This is a genomic window from Streptococcus infantis, assembly GCF_000960085.1.
In the GTDB taxonomy this organism is placed as follows: domain Bacteria; phylum Bacillota; class Bacilli; order Lactobacillales; family Streptococcaceae; genus Streptococcus; species Streptococcus infantis_C.
Genome location: NZ_JYGT01000009.1, coordinates 24,420 through 44,511, shown reverse-complemented (window position 1 = coordinate 44,511; position 20,092 = coordinate 24,420). Strand labels below are relative to the sequence as shown.

25 protein-coding genes and 1 pseudogene are annotated in these 20,092 nt (G+C 40.9%); 4 read left to right on the top strand and 22 right to left on the bottom strand.

Annotated elements, in window-relative coordinates; all coding sequences use genetic code 11:
• Window positions 1–37 precede the first annotated feature (37 nt).
• The 5 genes from yhbY to TZ94_RS06565 form a co-directional block, all read right to left on the bottom strand.
• Window positions 38–349, bottom strand: a complete 312-nt coding sequence (gene yhbY, locus TZ94_RS06585; protein ID WP_045615299.1) for a ribosome assembly RNA-binding protein YhbY — start codon at window positions 347–349, stop codon at window positions 38–40.
• Window positions 350–558: 209 nt separating this feature from the next.
• Window positions 559–1,665, bottom strand: coding sequence for a ribosome biogenesis GTPase YqeH (gene yqeH, locus TZ94_RS06580; RefSeq protein ID WP_006149823.1), 1,107 nt, complete (start codon window positions 1,663–1,665; stop codon window positions 559–561).
• 2 nt (window positions 1,666–1,667) lie between these two features.
• Window positions 1,668–2,195 (bottom strand): YqeG family HAD IIIA-type phosphatase, encoded by a 528-nt coding sequence (locus TZ94_RS06575; protein ID WP_045615297.1) that lies wholly within the window; start codon window positions 2,193–2,195, stop codon window positions 1,668–1,670.
• A 16-nt stretch (window positions 2,196–2,211) separates the two neighbouring features.
• Complete coding sequence (locus tag TZ94_RS06570) at window positions 2,212–3,117, bottom strand: magnesium transporter CorA family protein (protein ID WP_045615295.1); 906 nt, start codon at window positions 3,115–3,117, stop codon at window positions 2,212–2,214.
• A 51-nt stretch (window positions 3,118–3,168) separates the two neighbouring features.
• Window positions 3,169–3,735 (bottom strand): mechanosensitive ion channel family protein, encoded by a 567-nt coding sequence (locus TZ94_RS06565; RefSeq protein WP_045615293.1) that lies wholly within the window; start codon window positions 3,733–3,735, stop codon window positions 3,169–3,171.
• A gap of 150 nt (window positions 3,736–3,885) precedes the next feature.
• On the opposite strand from TZ94_RS06565, the gene sstT reads away from it, so the two are divergent.
• Together sstT and TZ94_RS06555 are read left to right on the top strand one after the other, a co-directional pair.
• Window positions 3,886–5,091, top strand: coding sequence for a serine/threonine transporter SstT (gene sstT / locus TZ94_RS06560; protein WP_045615291.1), 1,206 nt, complete (start codon window positions 3,886–3,888; stop codon window positions 5,089–5,091).
• A 60-nt stretch (window positions 5,092–5,151) separates the two neighbouring features.
• Entirely contained in the window at window positions 5,152–6,120 is a 969-nt protein-coding gene (locus TZ94_RS06555; protein ID WP_045615289.1) for an aromatic acid exporter family protein, read from the top strand.
• 54 nt (window positions 6,121–6,174) lie between these two features.
• Here TZ94_RS06555 and TZ94_RS06550 read toward each other — a convergent pair whose 3' ends face one another.
• Together TZ94_RS06550 and typA are read right to left on the bottom strand one after the other, a co-directional pair.
• The gene (locus tag TZ94_RS06550; protein WP_045615287.1) at window positions 6,175–6,429 is read right to left on the bottom strand and encodes a DUF3165 family protein; all 255 of its coding nucleotides are present in this window, start codon (window positions 6,427–6,429) and stop codon (window positions 6,175–6,177) included.
• A gap of 19 nt (window positions 6,430–6,448) precedes the next feature.
• Window positions 6,449–8,290 (bottom strand): translational GTPase TypA, encoded by a 1,842-nt coding sequence (gene typA, locus TZ94_RS06545; protein ID WP_016465495.1) that lies wholly within the window; start codon window positions 8,288–8,290, stop codon window positions 6,449–6,451.
• Window positions 8,291–8,449: 159 nt separating this feature from the next.
• Here typA and TZ94_RS06540 point away from each other — a divergent pair, with 159 nt between their 5' ends.
• Window positions 8,450–9,172 (top strand): pseudouridine synthase, encoded by a 723-nt coding sequence (locus tag TZ94_RS06540; RefSeq protein WP_045615284.1) that lies wholly within the window; start codon window positions 8,450–8,452, stop codon window positions 9,170–9,172.
• A gap of 38 nt (window positions 9,173–9,210) precedes the next feature.
• On the opposite strand, the pseudogene TZ94_RS10030 reads toward TZ94_RS06540, so the two are convergent.
• From TZ94_RS10030 to TZ94_RS06500, 8 genes and pseudogenes are all read right to left on the bottom strand, one after another.
• A pseudogene (locus TZ94_RS10030) lies at window positions 9,211–9,439 on the bottom strand (hypothetical protein).
• A gap of 191 nt (window positions 9,440–9,630) precedes the next feature.
• Window positions 9,631–9,858, bottom strand: coding sequence for a hypothetical protein (locus TZ94_RS06530; RefSeq protein WP_006149827.1), 228 nt, complete (start codon window positions 9,856–9,858; stop codon window positions 9,631–9,633).
• A 91-nt stretch (window positions 9,859–9,949) separates the two neighbouring features.
• Entirely contained in the window at window positions 9,950–10,330 is a 381-nt protein-coding gene (locus TZ94_RS06525) for a rhodanese-like domain-containing protein (RefSeq protein WP_045615282.1), read from the bottom strand.
• Between the two features lie 5 nt (window positions 10,331–10,335).
• Entirely contained in the window at window positions 10,336–10,560 is a 225-nt protein-coding gene (locus TZ94_RS06520) for a YqgQ family protein (RefSeq protein WP_000646475.1), read from the bottom strand.
• Window positions 10,561–10,618: 58 nt separating this feature from the next.
• Window positions 10,619–11,080, bottom strand: coding sequence for an ECF transporter S component (locus TZ94_RS06515; protein WP_045615280.1), 462 nt, complete (start codon window positions 11,078–11,080; stop codon window positions 10,619–10,621).
• Complete coding sequence (locus TZ94_RS06510; RefSeq protein ID WP_045615278.1) at window positions 11,058–11,831, bottom strand: bifunctional hydroxymethylpyrimidine kinase/phosphomethylpyrimidine kinase; 774 nt, start codon at window positions 11,829–11,831, stop codon at window positions 11,058–11,060. Before TZ94_RS06510 ends, TZ94_RS06515 begins: the two co-directional genes overlap by 23 nt.
• Window positions 11,821–12,570 (bottom strand): tRNA pseudouridine(38-40) synthase TruA, encoded by a 750-nt coding sequence (gene truA, locus TZ94_RS06505; protein WP_045615276.1) that lies wholly within the window; start codon window positions 12,568–12,570, stop codon window positions 11,821–11,823. The genes TZ94_RS06510 and truA overlap by 11 nt, the downstream gene beginning before the upstream one ends.
• Window positions 12,571–12,655: 85 nt before the next feature.
• Window positions 12,656–13,111 (bottom strand): GNAT family N-acetyltransferase, encoded by a 456-nt coding sequence (locus TZ94_RS06500; RefSeq protein WP_045615562.1) that lies wholly within the window; start codon window positions 13,109–13,111, stop codon window positions 12,656–12,658.
• Window positions 13,112–13,181: 70 nt separating this feature from the next.
• Between TZ94_RS06500 and TZ94_RS06495 the strand changes: the two genes are divergently transcribed.
• Window positions 13,182–13,844, top strand: a complete 663-nt coding sequence (locus tag TZ94_RS06495) for a prepilin peptidase (protein ID WP_045615274.1) — start codon at window positions 13,182–13,184, stop codon at window positions 13,842–13,844.
• Here the strand turns inward: TZ94_RS06495 and trpA are convergent.
• From trpA to trpE, 7 genes are read right to left on the bottom strand one after another with little or no spacing between them, the layout of a single operon-like run.
• Window positions 13,813–14,595 (bottom strand): tryptophan synthase subunit alpha, encoded by a 783-nt coding sequence (gene trpA, locus TZ94_RS06490; protein ID WP_045615272.1) that lies wholly within the window; start codon window positions 14,593–14,595, stop codon window positions 13,813–13,815. The genes TZ94_RS06495 and trpA overlap by 32 nt on opposite strands.
• Complete coding sequence (trpB, locus tag TZ94_RS06485) at window positions 14,588–15,811, bottom strand: tryptophan synthase subunit beta (RefSeq protein ID WP_006149843.1); 1,224 nt, start codon at window positions 15,809–15,811, stop codon at window positions 14,588–14,590. The genes trpA and trpB overlap by 8 nt, the downstream gene beginning before the upstream one ends.
• Window positions 15,789–16,388: a phosphoribosylanthranilate isomerase gene (locus TZ94_RS06480; protein ID WP_045615271.1), complete on the bottom strand. Its 600-nt coding sequence runs from the start codon at window positions 16,386–16,388 to the stop codon at window positions 15,789–15,791. The genes trpB and TZ94_RS06480 overlap by 23 nt, the downstream gene beginning before the upstream one ends.
• Complete coding sequence (gene trpC / locus TZ94_RS06475) at window positions 16,375–17,142, bottom strand: indole-3-glycerol phosphate synthase TrpC (RefSeq protein ID WP_045615269.1); 768 nt, start codon at window positions 17,140–17,142, stop codon at window positions 16,375–16,377. Before trpC ends, TZ94_RS06480 begins: the two co-directional genes overlap by 14 nt.
• Window positions 17,139–18,143 carry an anthranilate phosphoribosyltransferase gene (trpD, locus tag TZ94_RS06470; protein WP_045615267.1) on the bottom strand — a complete coding sequence of 335 codons (1,005 nt, stop codon included), beginning with the start codon at window positions 18,141–18,143 and terminating at the stop codon, window positions 17,139–17,141. The genes trpC and trpD overlap by 4 nt, the downstream gene beginning before the upstream one ends.
• Before the next feature lie 10 nt (window positions 18,144–18,153).
• Window positions 18,154–18,720: an aminodeoxychorismate/anthranilate synthase component II gene (locus TZ94_RS06465; RefSeq protein WP_045615265.1), complete on the bottom strand. Its 567-nt coding sequence runs from the start codon at window positions 18,718–18,720 to the stop codon at window positions 18,154–18,156.
• A complete protein-coding gene (gene trpE / locus TZ94_RS06460) occupies window positions 18,717–20,078 on the bottom strand; it encodes an anthranilate synthase component I (RefSeq protein WP_045615264.1) in 1,362 nt (453 codons plus the stop codon). Before trpE ends, TZ94_RS06465 begins: the two co-directional genes overlap by 4 nt.
• Between the last annotated feature and the right edge of the window lie 14 nt (window positions 20,079–20,092).

The window sequence follows — 20,092 nt, the reverse complement described above, 5'->3', positions numbered from 1 at the left end:
TTATTCTTCTGTAAAAACAGTTTTTGGAGCGTCATGCTTAGATTTCTTTAATTTTTTTAGAAATCTTGCGATTTTCTTTCTTGCTTGATTGTTTATACAAAATCAAGATGCGTCCGATTTTTTGAACTGTGTCTACACCGATTTCTTCTTCCAAGATTTCAGCTACTTCGTGGATGTTTTCATCTGTGTTTTGTAAGAGAGTAACCTTGATCAATTCGCGGGCATCAAGCGCTTGACGAACGCTGGTTTTGATTTGGTCGTTAAGTCCATTTTTCCCGATTTGGATGATGGGTTTGAGGGTGTGTGCCTGGCTGTTGAGGAAGGCACGTTGTTTCGATGTTAATGACATATTTTCTTTAAAAGAGTTTTTATACTTTTCTGAAGTGGTGACGGACGTCAGCAAAGTCCTTCGGACTTTCATGACTAAAATCTGAGCCTAAGGTCTCAGATTTTCCGTTGTTGGTACAATTTCTTGTACCAACTGCCACCACGGCGAAAAGTATTCGTTATGGGCTCGCAATGCTCGCCTTTATAAAGATAACTCTTTCCTTTCTGTGTTTAAATAATTGCTTTTCGTGTGACGACTGCGACGCCTTCTGGGGCCCAGACGGCTACTTTTGCAGTTCCTGTTACACGGATCCAGCCTAGTCCTGAGATAACGAGGTCTGTCTTATCCTTGATAGTAAAGACATGTTGGACTAGTTTTGGAAAATCTTCTTTTTCCTTGCTATTTGGTGGTGTAAGGAGGGTTCCCAGGTGCTTATCGTAAAAGTCACTGGCCCCTTCAAGCTTGGTACGATGAAGTTTGAGTTCATTGTCAAAGAAAGCTGTGAAACCTTGCTTTTCTCCTGCGATGAAGTCAAAGCGTCCCAAGCCCCCTAAAAATAGAGTTTGCTCCGGATTGAGCTGATAGGTTTTAGGTTTGATTTCCTTTTTAGGACTGACATACTTGAGATTTTTAGCTGTCAAGTAGTGAGCCATCTGATGACGATGGATAATCCCCGGCGTATCGTAGATATAAGAACCGTCATCAAGCGGAATCTCGATCTTATCTAGAGTTGTCCCTGGGAAGCGTGAAGTTGTGATGACGTTCTGGTCACCCGTAATTTCCTGGATAATGGCGTTGATAAGAGTTGATTTACCGACATTAGTCACCCCAACTACATAGACATCGCGTCCTTTACGGTAATGCTCGATTTTTTCAATGACTTCCTTGATAGCATGCTTATTTTGAGCTGAAGTCAGAACAACGTCCACAGGACGCAGACCTTCTTCGTGGGCACGTTCCATCAGCCATTGGCTAATCTTCCCAGCCTTTACTGACTTAGGTAGGATATCTTTTTTATTTCCGACTAAGAGCACATCATTACCTGATACAAAGCGTGGTAATCCTGGGATAACTGATCCATTGAAGTCAAAGATATCAATAACGTTAACCACCAAGGCATCACTATCTCCCACCTCGTGCAAAAGTTTTAAGAAATCATCATCCGTCAGCTGCACATCTGTGATTTCATTATAATGACGAAGACGGAAACAACGTTGGCAATAAACCTCTCCAGTCTCCAAACCTTTTTCAAGTGCTGACTGAGGTGTAAATCCAAGACCAGTCTTATCTTCCGTCTGAATGGTTGCTCCACAACCAATACAGAGAATTTCTTCCATAGTTAGATTCCTTTTTTATATGTGATAGGCCCGTACTTTTCAGTGATTTGTTTCATGACACGGCGCTCACGAGCACGGTTGATTTGCGTTTTGATAGAATCATGCTGGACCAAGGGTTTGACCAAAATCGAACGAATCCCTGCACGGTGAGCTGCTCGAATATCCGTCATGAGCTGATCTCCAACCATGACTACTTCGTTTTTCTCAAAGTGGAATTCCTTCATGGCACGGTCAATCCCGAAAGTAAAAGGCTTCAAAGCCCAATAAACATAGTCAATTCCAAATTTTTCAACTGCCCGTTGAACGCGTTTTTTAGAGTTATTGGACACTACGATGATACGAATACCAGCATCACGAAGGTCATGTAACCACTGCTTCATTTCTGGAGTCCCATTAGGGTTATTCCAAGCAATGAGGGTATTATCCAAATCGACCAAAACAGCTTTGATCCCTTGGTCTTTCAGGCTTTGGACTGTCAAATCATATACTGCTTCTACAGCAAAGTCTGGCATGTAATGTTCAATCGCCATTCTGGCTCCTTCTCTTTTATTTCCTAGTAATTTTCTTCAGCCATTGAGATAAGGCTGCCCATAAAATCAAGCTAGCCATTAAGATATAAATCCAAGCATTTGGCTCTTCTGTAAATGGTAGAGGAACATTCATCCCGAAGAAACCTGTAATAACCGCAAGTACTGCTAGTAAGACGGAGATAATAGTCAAAATTGTCAAACTATCATTCAGGTTATTGTTTAGGATGTTGTTGTAAGAAGCAGAGAGTTGTTGTAAGACTTGAGAAATCAAATCTGTCATAGACACCAACTGATGGGCTTCAATCATGGCATCATCAAACTGCTCTCGTTCGACATCGTTAAATCTCCGATAAAGAGCATGACCTTGGATATGTTCCAATAGAAGTCGATTTTGTTTTGCCGCAGCTGTCAAGTAAACCATACCAGTCTCCAAATCAGAGAGAGCAAAGAGATTTTTCTTTGTCGTGGTTTGACGTAGCAAGGCACTAATTTCGTCCTTACTTTTATCCATTTCTTCGATGACAGGATAATAAGCGTTACTGATAAGCTCTAAGCTGGCAAAGAGAAACTTGTAGATTGAAATCGTTTCATGAGTTTTAAGATAAGTCAGCATACGTTCAATCACATAAGCGTTCTTATGGTTACTGATCGTAATCATTCGTTGTTTTTCAACGATAAAGGTCATAGGAATGGCTTCATAGTATTCCTTGTCCTTCTCAAGATCCAGAACATTGTAGATAAAAGTTACAGTCCCATTTTCACGGTTATAGTCCATGTGGGCTCGTTCATTTCTATCCAGAGCATATTCGATGGTTTCCTTATCCAAACCATAGATTTCAGATAAATCTCCAAGATTTTTAATTTTTTCGATATCAAGATTTATCCAGGTACAACCATTTCCTAATTGTTTATCTAAAACCATCATTTCTCCTCTGTCAAACTCCCTCTATTGTACCATAAATCAAGTAAAATTTCAGTTCTCTTCTTCTCTTGAAAAATTGCTAACCACAGTGATATTACGGTTGGGAACAAAGTGGAGAGCCTGGTCTTCACCTCTTAGTTGAGTGGTTCGAATGCCGACACTAACTACTTTTCCCGATACAGTAATGGGACCGTTTGTCAAAACAACTTCATCTCCTACATCCAACTGGCGTTCAAAGAGAATAAAGAAACCATTGATAACATCTGATAAGAAGCCCTGCGCCCCCATACCAATTGCAACCCCAGCAATCCCAGCACCAGCTAGTAAACTGGATACAGGCAGTCCTAGGATAGATAAAATGCAGTAGACTAAGAAGAAATAGAGAATGTAATTAAAGACATTTTCAAGCAAACGCGAAATTGTCTTCTGTCTTCCCGCGTCCCGATTTGAAAATTTTAGCGATGGTTTCACTATTTTCTTTACAGCCGCATGAAGTAGCTTTTTAGCAATATAAAATAGTACAAATAAAATTAAAAGAGAAATCACTTTGGTCAAGAGATTCTCAAATACTGAGGTTAAATCTAGCTTATCAAAATAACTTTTAAAAAATTCTTGCATGTAAAACTCCTTTCTACTATTATATCATAAATCGGCACAGTCCGAATTTTTTATAAATATGCATTTTTGTTATATAAAATTTATATTCCGCTTGCTTTTGAAGTATATTTATACTATAATCGTAACTATTACTCAAGAAGGAGAATCTGTATGAGAAGAATTATTCGTGCCTGGAACAAGACAAGCCTTATCAAACGTATCCTGATTGGAATGCTTCTTGGAGCTTTATTTGGAATACTTTTTCCTCAATTTTCAGGAATCGGACTCCTAGGCAATCTTTTTGTTGGTGGCCTTAAAGCCATCGCACCCATTCTAGTCTTTTTCCTTGTAGCTAACGCCCTGTCTCAGCACCAAAAAGGAAAGACTACAAATATAAGAACAGTTATTTTACTCTATTTACTCGGAACTTTTGCTGCCGCCCTTGTAGCAGTTTTCATGAGCTTTCTCTTTCCTATTCAGATTAGCTTAACAACTGCCACAACAACTGAAGTGACTTCACCAGACGGTATTGGGCAGGTTCTGAGCAATCTTCTATTAAAATTGGTTGACAATCCTCTAAACGCTATCATCCAAGCTAATTACATCGGTATCCTATCTTGGGCTATTGTCTTTGGAATTGCTATGAGAGAGGCTAGTAGTCACAGCAAAGATCTTTTGAAAACCATGTCGGATGTTGTTTCTAAGATTGTTGGCTGGATTATTAATTTAGCACCTTTTGGTATCCTCGGATTAGTCTTTCAAACTATTTCGGATCAGGGAATTGCTAGCCTAACAAACTATGGTATTTTACTGGGACTTTTAATTGCAACTATGTTTATAGTGGCTCTAGTCATCAATCCACTGATTGCCTTTCTATTCATGAAGAGAAATCCCTATCCACTAGTGTTGAAATGTCTACGTGTCAGCGGTGTTACAGCATTCTTCACTCGTAGCTCTGCTGCGAATATCCCTGTTAATATGAAACTCTGTGAAGATCTTGGTCTTAATCCAGATACTTATACAGTTTCTATTCCACTAGGTTCAACCATTAATATGGCTGGTGCGGCAGTTACCATTAACGTTTTGACCTTAGCCGCTGTTAATACTTTAGGAATTTCAGTTGATTTTGCAACTGCTTTTGTGCTCAGTATTGTCGCAGCTATCTCTGCCTGCGGAGCATCTGGAATTGCTGGCGGTTCTCTTCTACTCATCCCTGTTGCCTGCAGTCTTTTTGGTATTAGCAACGATATTGCCATGCAAGTTGTTGCCGTCGGATTTGTCATTGGTGTTGTCCAAGACTCTTGCGAAACTGCCCTCAACTCTTCGACAGATGTCCTCTTTACCGCAGTCGCAGAATATGCAAGTCAGAAATCTTGACCTATTTCAAATTCCTTTTATAATTAATAGTGTAACGATTATTCATTAGGAAAGTGTTTTATGTCTATCACACAACGTACTTTGAAATTAGTCCTAGCAACCTGTTTCGCTTGTTTGCTAGCCTACTTTTTTGATTTATCATCTGCTGTATCAGCTGGTATCATTGCTATTTTGAGCCTTTCAAACACTCGAAGAAGCACTATCAAACTAGCTCGAAATCGCCTTTTCTCAACTCTCCTTGCACTACTGGTTGGTGTCATAGCATTCCAACTGACTGGATATCACATATGGAGTTTTGGACTGTACTTAGCAATCTATGTTCCCCTGGCCTATAAACTAGGTTGGGAAATTGGGATTACCCCTAGTAGCGTCTTGGTCAGCCATCTCTTAATCCAGCAATCAACCTCACCAGAACTTTTAGTGAACGAACTACTACTATTTCTAATCGGTACTGGCTTTGCACTGCTGGTCAATCTCTATATGTCTTCGCGTGAAAAAGAAATCCAACGCTATCATATTCTTGTTGAAGATAAACTCAGAAATGTCCTTCTACGCCTAGCTTACTATCTAAAAAGAGGAGACGGTCGTAATCAAGCACAACTCGTAAATGAACTTGACCAGCTGCTCGAGGAGGCGCTTAAGCTGGTTTACCTCGACCACTCTGACCATCTCTTTCATCAGACAGATTATCATATTCACTACTTTGAGATGCGACAAAGGCAAACTCGTATCTTGAGAAATATGGCACAACAGATTAATACTTGCCAACTAGCCGCAAGTGAGAGCCTTATTGTCGCACAGCTCTTTTCAAAGACAGCTAGTCAACTGAGTCAAACTAATTCAGCCTACGATTTATTGAATGATATCGAGAGCTACCTACAGGTATTTCGCAATCGAAGCCTCCCTAAAACAAGAGAAGAGTTTGAAACACGGGCGACTCTCTTGCAACTCTTCCGTGAATTAGAACACTTTATCCAGATAAAAGTAGATTTCTACAACCGTTATTCTGACAATAACAGTAACAAATAAAAACTTCTATCGGCAACTCAGTTGCTAATAGAAGTTTTTTTGTTATTAATAGATTTAATTTTCTCGCTTCTTTCGAATAGACATGAGACTGATATCTCTCAAACTAAAGTAGGTAAGAGCTAGCATCCCCAATGTAATAAAAATTTCTGCTGGAAGTTGGAAGATTTGTAGAGCCGACAGCATCAACAAGATCAAGAGGGCAACTAGTCCAAAAACCAGAGTAACAACATTGACGGTTCCCTTGATACTTTGGGGAGTCGCAAAGATATAAAGTAAGAGTAATAAAATCCCTATGATTAAATAGACCATTTTCTGCTCTTTCTAGCTCTTATTCAGCTGATTTTTTCTTTTTATTTGCTTTTTCGCGTTCTGCCTTGTTGAGGATTTGTTTACGCAAACGGATTGATTCAGGTGTTACTTCCATGTATTCATCATCGTTCAAGAACTCGAGTGATTCTTCAAGCGTCAAGATACGAGGAGTCTTGATAACCGCAGTTTGGTCTTTAGTAGCTGAACGAACGTTGGTCATTTGTTTCGCTTTCGTGATGTTAACAGTCAAGTCATTTTCACGAGAGTTTTCACCGATAATCATTCCTTCATAAACCTCAGTACCTGGGTTGACAAAGATTGTTCCACGTTCTTCGATAGACATGATTGAGTATGTTGTTGCCTTACCAGTATCGATAGAAACGAGGGCACCACGGTGACGTCCGCCAATTTCACCTGGAATCAATGGCAAGTATTGGTCAAAGGTATGGTTCATGATCCCGTAACCACGAGTCATTGACAAGAACTCAGTTGAGTATCCAATCAAACCACGCGCAGGAACTAGGAAGACCAAACGAGTTTGACCGTTACCAGTTGAGATCATATCCAACATTTCACCCTTACGTTCAGAAAGGCTTTGGATAACAGATCCTTGGTATTCTTCTGGTGTATCGATTTGCACGCGTTCAAACGGCTCGCATTTAACACCATCGATTTCTTTGATGATAACTTCTGGACGAGAAACTTGAAGCTCATATCCTTCACGACGCATAGTCTCGATAAGGATTGACAAGTGCAATTCCCCACGTCCTGAAACGGTCCATTTATCTGGTGAGTCCGTTGGGTCTACACGAAGAGAAACGTCTGTTTGCAATTCTGCTTGAAGACGCTCTTCAACCTTACGTGAAGTAACCCATTTACCCTCGCGACCAGCAAATGGTGAGTTGTTAACCAAGAAGGTCATTTGAAGTGTTGGTTCATCGATGTGAAGAACTGGAAGAGCTTCAACTGCGTCCGTAGGAGTGATGGTTTCACCAACGAAGATATCTTCCATACCTGATACGGCAATCAAGTCACCAGCTTTAGCTTCTTGAATTTCACGACGTTCCAAACCAAAGAAACCAAAGAGTTTTGTAACCCGGAAGTTCTTCGTTGTTCCGTCTAATTTAGAAAGGGTAACTTGGTCCCCAACCTTGACACTACCACGGAAGATACGTCCAATACCGATACGACCTACGAAGTCATTGTAGTCAAGAAGTGACACTTGGAATTGAAGTGGCTCATCTGAGTTATCAACTGGAGCTGGGATGTGGTCAATAATGGTGTCAAAGATTGGCGCCATAGTCTTTTCTTGATCTGCTGGATCATCTGACAATGAAGAAGTTCCGTTGATCGCTGACGCATAAACGACTGGGAAGTCAAGTTGGTCATCATCCGCACCAAGCTCGATGAAGAGTTCCAAGACTTCATCTACTACTTCTGCTGGACGAGCTGATGGCTTATCGATTTTATTAACTACAACGATCGGCACAAGGTCTTGTTCCAAGGCTTTTTTCAATACGAAACGAGTCTGTGGCATAGTTCCTTCGTAAGCATCTACGACCAAAACAACACCGTCAACCATTTTCATGATACGCTCAACTTCTCCACCGAAGTCCGCGTGTCCTGGTGTGTCCATGATGTTAATACGAGTTCCGTTGTAAGCAACGGCTGTATTTTTAGCAAGGATGGTGATTCCACGCTCTTTCTCGATATCGTTTGAGTCCATTGCACGCTCAGCCAATTCTGTACGTGCGTCAAGAGTTTCAGATTGTTTCAACAATTCGTCAACGAGGGTTGTTTTCCCGTGGTCGACGTGGGCGATAATCGCGATATTACGGATATCTTCTCTTAATTTTGTCATGATTTCCTCTATTTATTTCAAATTTATTTTCTAACTGAACGATTATACCACAATTTTAAGCAAATGGCATAACTCAAGTAAGTGTAAATGTTTTCAAAGGAAAATTCATTTCTTCTCTTTTCTTTTCAAAAATATCGACTTGTGATAAGATAGGCTGGTATGCGTTTAGATAAATTATTAGCCCAAGAAAAAATTAGTCGAAAAACAATGAAACAAGCTCTTCTCAAAAAAGAAATCTTAGTTGATGGACTCCCTGCTACTTCCCTTGCACAGAATGTTGATACAGGGTTGCAAGAGTTGATTTTCAAAGATAGAAAAATCCAAGGATATGAACATACTTACCTCATGCTTCACAAACCAAATGGTGTCGTGACAGCAAGCAAAGACAAGAAGCTCCCAACAGTTATGGATCTACTTCCTCAACATCTCCAGTCGAATCAGCTATACGCAATTGGTCGATTGGATAGAGATACGACAGGGCTACTCCTCCTAACAGATAATGGCCCTCTAGGTTTTCAACTCCTCCACCCTCAGTATCATGTGGATAAAACTTACCAAGTTGAGGTGAACGGCTTGCTCACACCAAATCACATCCAGCAATTCAAAAACGGGATTGTCTTTCTTGATGGAACTATTTGTAAACCTGCTCTGCTTGAGATTCTATCTTCAAGTCCTAGCCTCAGCCGAGCCACCATCACCATCTCTGAAGGAAAATTTCATCAGGTCAAGAAAATGTTCCTCTCAGTCGGTGTCAAGGTCACCGCCCTCAAACGAGTTCAGTTCGGGGACTTTACATTAGATTCAGAGCTAGCAGAAGGTCAATATCGACACTTGAATCAAGAGGAATTGAAAATCATTAAAAACTACTTAGAGAAAAGATGACAAAACAAAAAAAGCTTTAAAAATAAAGCTTTTTTGTTTTAATGAATTCCCGAAAGTTGCGAGATAACTAGAATACAGAAAAGTACAGAGAGAACAATCCCTAAAATAGAGAGAATTTTTTCTGTCTTATAGTCCAGACTCTTTTTGATATGAATTAGTCAAGACCAAACCAAAAACACCAAAAATAATACTGAACACTGGAAATCCGAAGGCAAATATGATAGATAGGATACTCAAAACAAGTGAAGCTTTTTTCTTTTCTTGCATTTTCAAAAAAAACCTTAAATTTATTACGCAATCATTATACCATAGGTGTTGGCTATATCTATTAGATAACATGTATTTCCACTCTGTGACTATCCCTAATCAAAAAATTAGAAATGATTAAAAACCACTTAACGAAAAATGGGTAAAACAAAAAAGCTTTAAAAATAAAGCTTTTTTTGTTAGAATCCTGATTAGTGCATCATCAAAATGACTCCTGCAATCCAGTTAAGGACTGAAATAACAATCCCTACGATATTGAGAATTTTTTCTGTTTTATAATTTAGTCCAGATTGATTTTGGTGTGAATTCCCCAATACTAATCCAATGATACCCAAAATCAGACCGACGATTGGAGATAACAAACCAAGGACGATAGATAGGATACCTAAAACAAGCGATGCTTTTTTCTTTTCTTGCATAATAAAAACTCCTTAAAATTTATATAAATTATTATACCATAAAAAATCGGTATCTATATTAAACATATGTGACAAGTTTTTTTTCACATTGTTAATTAGATTTCACCTTTCCTGTCCAAGAATCCAATCCGTAAGAAAGGATATAGATTTCTGAGAAACCTTGTTTTTTCAAGAAAAGCGCTGCATTTGTGACACGTTGCGCACGTTGATTTTCATAGAGAAGAACAGGCTTATCCTTGCGAAGCGCTGCGAGACTTGTCTTCAATTGATTTGAAGGGATATTACGAGCTCCGAGGATATGTTTTCTGTGGAAGTCAGCTGGATCACGCAAGTCAATCAACTGACCTATACGAATCAAAGACTCAAACTCTGCATTGTCTACGATTTTCGCTGCTCGACGAATGCGAAGATAGTTGTATCCCATCCATGCCAACATCGCTACGACAAGTCCCCATAATACCCAAGTTACCATAATACTTAATCTCCATTTTTTTCTAAATAGTCTAATTCTAGTTTGTGCTCTCTACGAAGAACAGCTTCCGCTTCTAAATAATCCAGCTTGTCCATCAAGCCAGCATCATAAATTCGAGATAGTTCAATCTTCATTAGCTCAATATCATAGAGACGTTTCCCCATATAGACAATAATGCCAAACTGTTTGAGAAATTGTTGCACATCATAGAGTGTTTTCATAGCTTTCATTTTAGCAAATAATCAGAGTTTTTTCAATAGTTCCTGCAGAGGATTCCCTTTTTCACGATTATCTGAATCTCTTTACACTATGACAAAGAAGAAATCCTAAAGTCATTCCAACGATATTTTGCAAGAGATTTGGGATGATTTCTGGTATGGCTGCTCCCCAACCATTCATCCAAGCCGATGCTAGAGCATAGCCAGCTACCATGAAAATAGTCGCAAAGACTAATCCTAGCCATTGCCATTTCCCTTTAACACCTGCGAAATAGCCTTGGAAACCATGATTAAGTAAGCTAAAAAACATCCACTGAGGATAACCTGAAATAAGGTCAATGAGAAATCCTGCTAAACCTCCGACAATGGCTCCTTCATGACTACCAAAGTAAAAAGCTGTGAAGAAGACTCCAACGTCCAAAAGTGTAAAAATTCCGGTTGGGGTCGGGATTTTTATAAAATACCCCAATACGACCGAACTGGCTGCTAAGATGGATACTAGGGCGATTTTAGTTGTTTTGGTTTGCTTCATATTGTCTCACTCCATATTGATCTGCTTGGGCAATAGCTCGGTAAACAAAGGCTTTGGAACTTTCAATTGCTGGTAAGAGTTCCTCTCCCTTGACTAACTGGCTGGCAATACTTGATGCAAAGGTACATCCAGCACCAGCATTTTGTCCTTGGATGACTGGATTTTCAAGAATTGTGTAATTTTCTCCGTCATAAAAGACATCCACAGCCTTATCCTGACTGAGGCGATTTCCACCCTTGATAATCACTGATGGCGCACCCAAGTCATGTAGTTTTTTGGCTACAGCCTTCATATCTTCTAAGGTTTCAATCTTTTGGTCTGCAAGCAACTCTGCCTCAGGAAGATTCGGAGTAATCACTGATACATAAGGGAAAAAGCGAATCAACTCTTGACAGAGCTCACTGACTGCAACGTCGTGCGTTTCCTTACAAACCAATACAGGGTCCAAGACTACTGGAACTCCTTCACGTTCCTTGATAAAATTCAAGGCTTTCTCAGCAACACCGACTGTCGGCAAGAGACCAATCTTAATCCCTCCAAAGTCTACACTCTTGAGGCTATCCAACTGTTGTTGGAAAATAGTTTCATCAGTTGGAAAGACTTCAAAACCATTTTCTGTCAAAGCAGTCAAGCAGGTCATGGCTACAAATCCATGCAAACCATTCAAGGTATAGGTGGCAAGGTCAGCTGCTAATCCACCACCACTAAAAATATCATTTCCTGAAAGTGCTAAAATACGATTATTCTTCATAACGAATCTCCTTCAAATACAAACCATTAGGCGCTGCAGTTGGACCTGCCAACTGTCTATCTTTTTTCTCCAAGATGAGGTCAATCTGTTCAATCGACATCCGGTTGTTACCAATTTTAAGCAGGGTTCCGACCATATTTCGAATCTGTTTATAGAGGAAACCATTGCCTGAGAAGGTAAAGGTCAAAAACTGCCCTGTTTCATCAACCCTAAGACTAGCTTCCGTGATCGTTCTTACCTTGTCTTCCACACTAGTCCCTGATGCTGTAAAACCAGTAAAATCATGCGTTCCCTCTAGTTTTTTTACAGCAAGCTGCATCCGCTCCACATCGAGTGGATAAGGATAGTGAGTCGCATAATGACGACGCATTGGATTTTTGGGACGCCCTCTATCTACGATAAACTCGTAGGTCTTGCTGTGCTTGGCATAACGGCAATGAAAATCATCGGCCACAATCTCAATCGAAATCACATCGATATCTTCAGGACTTTGGGTATCAAGAGCAAAACGAAGTTTTTCCTCATCCATCTGATAGGGAAGATCAAAGTGGATGACCTGTCCTAAAGCATGAACGCCACTGTCCGTTCGCCCAGCACCATGAATGGTAATAGCTTGTCCGTTATTTAATTTTGTTAAAGTTTTTTCAATTTCCTCCTGAACACTACGCGCATGAGGTTGCCGCTGAAAACCGGCAAAAGCGTAGCCATCATAAGAAATTATAGCTTTATATCTAGTCATGTATCTATTTTATCAAGAAAATTTCTCTGCAACAAGTTTGAGAATTAAAAATTGTAAGGGGACAGTTTCTAGTATAATTTAGTTCTTATCTAGATTTTTTCATCATCTGTTTTCGCTCTGGAACTTCAATGGTTTGAACAATTTCAAATCCCTCTTTGTGGTAGAGATTTTTGGCTCTTTGATTTGACTCAAAAACCGTTAGGGAAATACTTTCTATTTCTTCATTTTCAAACATTTCTTGAACGAAGCCTTGGAAAGCTTTCCTACCTACTCCTTTTCCCTGCTTCTGTGGAGCTATGAGAAATCTTCCAATATGAAGATTTTTATCTTCTAGTTTGATTTTCTGGATGATGCCTACAAACTCTTCTCCAACAAAAATGGAAAAAATCCCTTCCATCTTTTGCAAGGATTGGGCAATCAAGGGGTAAGAAATTTTGGGACCCATCCATTGCTTCTGGAAACTTTCTCCCAAAGCATTAGACCAGCGACAAATGAGTTGGGCATTTTCTAACTGAAGTCCTTTTTCAAAGTGAATTTTCATATTTGCTCCTAAAATTTCTCCTTTATCCAACTATTATACTCTTTCTCTTATTTTTTCCGAATAAATAAGTATGATTCATCTTTATTTTTTTCTTGTTGGAACGATTCTTGCTTCCTTTCTAGGTTTAGTCATCGATCGCTTCCCTGAGAAATCCATCGTTTTTCCTGCTAGTCACTGTGATTCTTGTCAGACTCGCTTGAGACCACTAGATTTGATTCCGATTGTGTCCCAGATATTCAATCGCTTTCGCTGTCGCTATTGCAAGGTACGATATCCTTTCTGGTATGCCCTCTTTGAGTTGTGCTCGGGACTGCTCTTTTTAGCTTTTTCTTGGGATTTTCTAACTTTGGGGCAAATCATCCTAATCAGCGCTGGTCTGACCTTGGGCATCTACGACTTTCGCCATCAGGAGTATCCTTTACTGGTATGGATTTTCTTTCATCTGCTTCTAATGGCTTGCTCTAGTTGGAATCTAATCATGGCTTTCTTCTTGATTCTTGGAATCATTGCTCATATTATCGATATCCGTATAGGAGCAGGTGATTTTCTCTTTCTGGCTTCTTGCGCCCTTGTTTTTAGTCTTACCGAAATACTGATTCTCATTCAATTTGCTTCCACAACCGGCATACTAGCTTTTCTCCTACTAAAGCAAAAGGAAAGACTTCCTTTTGTGCCCTTCCTCTTGCTTGCTACTTGTGTGATTATTTTTGGTAAGCTACTGCTTCTCGGATAAAGTCAGCAATTTCTGCCACTTGACCTTCATGTAGAGCTTTAACAATTTTGGAACCAACGATAACACCGTCTGATACAGCATTGAAGCGTTCTACATCAGCTTGTGTGGATACACCAAATCCTGTCAAGACTGGAATGTCAGCCACTTGATGAAGTTGATCCAAGTGCTTATCCAAATCATCTCGGTAATTCCCTGATTTTCCTGTTACCCCATTGATAGCAACGGCATAGACAAATCCTTCTGCCCCTTCAATGAGTTCCTTTTGACGGTCAATTCCTGTCGTCAAGCTGACAAGTGGAATTAAAGCAATGTCTGTATCCGCCAAATATGGCTCTACAAAGTTGGCATGTTCATGAGGGAGGTCTGGGATAATCAAGCCCTTGACTGCTGTATCAGCAAGATTTTTAACCAATTTCTCCACACCGTACTGAAAGAGGGGGTTAAAGTAGGTCATGATGACAAGCGGGGTTTCTGTTTCAATGGTTTTCAAGGTTTCAACTAGAGCCTGGGTAGAGGTTCCGCGAGCTAGACTGCGCAAGCCTGCTTCTTCGATAACAGGACCATCTGCAACCGGATCCGAGAAAGGAACTCCCACTTCAATGGCAGAAACACCCAAATCTTCTAAAAAGTGAATTGTATCACCGAGACCAGACAAACCTTTTTCATGGTCTCCAGCCATAATATAGGGGACAAAAATTCCCTTTCCAGTTGCTTTGATAGCGTTCAGTTTTTCTGTTAGTGTCTTAGGCATGAGCTTCTCCCTTCTTTGCTGCGTCTGCTTCCAAACGGTCTTTGACTTGAACTACATCCTTGTCCCCGCGACCTGATAGACAGACAATCATAGACTTGTCTGGACCAAGTTCTTTGGCTAATTTCACCGCAAAGGCGATAGCGTGACTAGACTCCAAAGCTGGGATAATCCCTTCCACACGAGACAAGAGTTGGAATCCTTCCAAGGCTTCCTCATCTGTCACAGGAACATAGGTCGCACGCTTGATATCGTGGTAATGAGAATGTTCTGGACCGATACCTGGGTAGTCCAAACCTGCTGAGATAGAGAAGGCTTCTAAGATTTGTCCATGGGCATCTTGGAGCACATCCATGAGCGAACCGTGGAGAACACCTGGACGACCCTTGGTCAAGGTAGCTGCGTGATGCTCTGTATCCACACCAAGTCCTGCCGCTTCAGCTCCATACATAGCTACAGATTCATCTTCCACAAATGGATGGAAGAGACCGATAGCATTAGAACCTCCACCAACACAAGCTACTAGGGCATCTGGCAAATCTTGACCTGTCAAGTCACGGTACTGTTGTTTAGCCTCTCGACCGATGACACTTTGGAAATCACGCACAATTTCTGGAAAAGGATGAGGCCCCAAGGCAGAACCAAGGATATAGTGGGTATCATCGATGTTGGCTACCCATGAACGAAGGGCTGCATTGACCGCGTCTTTGAGCACGCGCGAACCATCTGTTACAGCTTCCACCTTGGCTCCCAAAAGTTCCATTCGGAAGACATTGAGGGCTTGGCGTTTAACATCTTCCTCACCCATATAGATAGTACATTCCATGTTGAAAAGGGCTGCAGCAGTTGCAGTTGCTACACCGTGCTGACCGGCACCAGTTTCAGCGATAATTTTCTTTTTGCCCATGCGTTTAGCGAGAAGAACTTGTCCCAAGGCGTTGTTAATCTTATGTGCACCTGTATGATTGAGGTCTTCACGTTTGAGGTAAATCTTGGCTCCACCAATATGCTGGGTCAAGTTTTTTGCGTAGTAAAGAGGTGTTTCACGTCCTACATACTGGCGCAAAAGTTGGTTTAACTCTTCTTGGAAACTTGGATCTGCCTGACTTTCACGATAAGCTTCTTCCAACTCCAATACTGCTGTCATCAATGTTTCTGGAACAAAACGTCCACCGAATTTTCCGTAAAATCCTTCTTTATTTGGTTCTTGATATGCCATGTTTTACCCTCTCTATAAATCTTCTAATCTTTTCATGATCTTTTTGTCCGTCTGTTTCTACCCCACTTGAAACATCTACTGCAAAGGGGGTAAAGTGTTGAATAGCTTCTTCTACATTATCCTCATTAAGCCCACCTGCAATGAAGAAAGGCTGGGCTAGATCTGTCGTATCCAGTTGCCACCAGTCAAAGGTCCGGCCACTTCCTGCCACAGGTGCATCAAAGAGGAGATAATCTGCCTGAGAATTGGGCACGTGACCATCTCCATCCACCTGCACAGCCTGAATGCTGGCACAAGGCAAATCCTCAAACAAATCATCCGCCACCTGACCATGAACCTGCACCAAGTCCAAACCAACCTTTTCAATCGCATCTAGTAATTCTGACCGACTGGGTGAAATAAATACGCCAACCTTTTTTACATATGTAGGAATAATCTTAGCTAGCTCTGCTGCTTGTTCCAAGGTCACCTGTCTTTTGCTAGGAGCGAAGACAAAACCGATGTAGTCTGCTCCAGCTGACACAGCTGTTTCTACCGCTCCTTTAGTCGATAGTCCACAAATCTTAACCTTTGTCAATCTGCAACTCCTTGATTCTCTGGGCTACATTTTCTGCCTGCATGAGAGCTCTTCCTACCAAAATTCCGTTAAAGTAGGGTGCAACTCGTTTCGCATCTGCTTCTGTAAAAATAGCAGATTCAGAAATGTACAAGCAATCGTCCTTGAAGTGTTTGGCCAAGTCTACACTAGTCTGCAAGTCAACTTCAAAGGTAGTCAAATTACGATTATTCACACCGATAATTTGAGCGCCAAGGCGGTGAGCAGCTTCTAGTTCAGCCAGATTATGAGTTTCCACCAACACTTCTAAACCAAGCTCTGTCGCATAGTCATACAGTTCCTTGAGGCGTTCTTCTGATAAAGCCGCTACGATGAGCAAGATAACTGTCGCACCTGAATTGCGAGCTCGGATGATTTGCTTTTCATCGATGATAAAGTCCTTGTTCAGCGTCGGAATCTGTACTTGGTTGGAAATCTCACGAAGATAATCCAAATGCCCCTTGAAGAAAACTTCGTCTGTCAGAACAGAAATCATAACAGCGCCGTTAGCCTCGTAAGTCTGGGCCTGTTGAACTATATCCACATCCAGATTGATATCACCCATACTTGGACTCGCCTTCTTGACCTCTGCAATAATTTGCAGACGTTCTTGATGGTTTTTCAAATATTCAGCAAAGCGATAGCTTTCACGCAAGGGCTGAAGTTCCTCTCGTTCCATCTTTTCAACTTCACGCGCCTTCTGCTCTAAGATACGTGACAAAAATTCCTGACTCATCTTTGATACTCCTGTAATAGTCTGAGTTTTTCAAGGGCCTTACCACTAGCAATCACTTGGCGTGCCATTTCAACTCCGTCCTTGATACTGTCTGCTTTACCATTGGCGTAGAATCCTAGACCAGCATTTAAAACGGTTGTTTCCAAGAATGGACTTGGTTCATTATTAAGAACGCTGACAAGGATGGCTGCATTCTCATGAGCATTTCCGCCACGAATGTCCTCAATGGCAATGCGTTCCATTCCCAAATCTTCTGGAGTAAAGGTTGACAAAGTGATTTCACCATTTTCAAGAAGGGCAATGCTGGTAGTACCATTCAAACCAGCTTCATCCAATCCTTCTGGACCAGCTACTACGATAGCACGTTTGCGACCCATGTTTTTCAAAACCTGAGCTGTACTTTCTAGAAGTTCTGGACGACTAATTCCTAGAAGCTGTGTTTCCAAGACCATTGGGTGAATGAGTGGACCTGTCAAATTCATGATGGTTGGAATTCCCAACTCCAAACGAGCTGGCATAATGTATTTCATGGCTGGGTGCATGTTTTTAGCAAAGAGAAAGACGATTCCTGTTTGGTCAAATACCTTACCCAATTGTGATGGTTTAAGGTCAATATTGATTCCCAAAGCTTGCAAGACATCTGCTGAACCAGATTTAGAAGAGATAGAACGATTTCCATGTTTGGCCATGTGGATGCCACCACCTGCCAAGACAAAGGCTGCAGTTGTAGAAATGTTGAAGCTAAATGACTTATCTCCACCTGTACCGCAGTTATCCATAGCATCTTGAATGTTGGTTGGAATGTGTTGAGCATGTCCTCTCATGACTTGAGCGAGGGCTGTTCTTTCTTCAGGTGTTTCTCCCTTCATCTTGAGGGCTAAAAGAAGTGAAGCGATTTGTGCTTCTGTCACTCGCCCTGTCACGATGCGTTCGATCACATCTGTCATTTCAACACTTGATAAATCTTCAAAGTTGGCTAATTTTTCAATAATTTCTTTCATTTTGTCTTCCTCACTTTACAACTTTCTCGATAAAATTCTGAATAGAAGATAGGCCATCTGGTGTTCCAATACTTTCTGGATGATACTGCAAACCATAAATCGGAAGAGTTTTGTGTTGAATCCCCATAATAGCTTGGTCATCTGTCGAACGAGCTGTCACTTCAAACTCTTCTGGCATCTCTTCAATTAAAATACTGTGGTAACGCATGACTGGACGATTGTCCTCGATTCCTTGATAGAGAACGGAAGGAGTCTCAAATCGAATCTGACTCTGCTTGCCATGCATGACTTTTGGAGCCAAGCCCAACTTGCCACCAAAGACTTCTGCGATGGCCTGGTGCCCCAAACAAATCCCTAGAATCGGTTTCTTGCCTGCAAAATCACGAATCATTTCTTCCATCTTCCCAGCATCAGCTGGCCAACCTGGGCCAGGAGAGAAAACTAATCCATCTGCCTTTTCAGCATGTTCATAAAGATGTGGGTCATCATTTCTCAAAACCTGAACTTCTGCGAAATTCCCAATGTATTGAGCCAGGTTATAGGTAAATGAATCATAATTGTCAATCAATAAGATCATGGTCTTAGTTCTCCCATTCTTGTCATAGATTTAGCCTTGTTAATTGTTTCTTGGTATTCGTTCTGAGCGATGGAATCATAAACAATTCCTGCACCAGCCTGTACGTAGGCTATTTTATTTTTAAGAATCATGGTTCGAATAGCAATGGCAAAATCCATATCTCCAGTTGCTGATAAGTAACCGATAGCTCCTGCGTATACGCCTCGCTTCTCTGTTTCTAGTTCATAGATGCGTTTCATGGCCCGAATCTTTGGTGCCCCCGATACTGTTCCTGCCGGAAGTGTCGCCTTCAAGGCATCCATGGCAGTTAATTCTGGTAATAAATGTCCTTTAACCACGCTGGTCAAATGCATGACATAACGGAAAAGTTCCACTTCCATATACTTGGTTACTTGGACACTGGATGTTTCAGCAATTCTACCGATATCATTTCGTCCCAAGTCCACCAACATTCGGTGTTCTGCCGTTTCCTTTTCATCAGAAAGTAGATCACTTGCAAGTGCTACATCTTCCTCGTCATTAGCTCCTCTAGGTCGCGTACCTGCAATTGGATTGGTTGTCACAATGCCATTTTTGACGGAAACCAAGCTCTCTGGACTGGCACCGATAATTTGGTAATTTCCAAAATCATAAAAGTAGAGATAATTTGATGGATTGGTCACTCGGAGATTTCTGTAAAAGTCAAAAGGATTTCCAGTTACTTCTGCTGAGAAACGCTGACTGAGCACGCATTGGAACATATCTCCATTGCGAATCAAGTCGCGCGCTGTTTCTACCATTTCTTCAAATTTCTGAGGTGCAATATGTGGTCTAAACTGAAGTGGAGAAAGGTCCAAATCTTCAAATTCATTTGGAGCAGGGATTTTCAACTCCTCTAAAACCTGATCTAAAGCAACTTCTAGCTCATCATTGCTACGATTACTGTAGAGAGTATCCTCGATGATATGAATCTTTTCTTTCTTGTGGTCAAAAACTATGTAACTCTCATATACGAAGAAATGCATATCTGGTGTCCCAATCGTATCCTCCGGAAGCTGGCCAATTTCTTCATAGAGAGAAATCATATCATAGCCAACAAAGCCGATGGCTCCACCACCAAAAGGTAGGTCTGAATGGTGCTGGCTCTTATGAGTCACCTCATAGAGGAAATCCAAGGGATCACGATCAATCACTTGACCATTTTGATAAAGAACTCCATTCTCAAACTTAATTTCAAAAACTGGATTATAGGCTAAGATAGAAAATCGAGCATTTTCCTTTTCTCTTGGGATACTTTCAAGTATGACCTTGTGTTGTCCCTTTAAGCGCATATAAGCCAAAATTGGTGATAAAACATCTCCATGAATGATTCGTTCCATTGTAATTTCCCTTT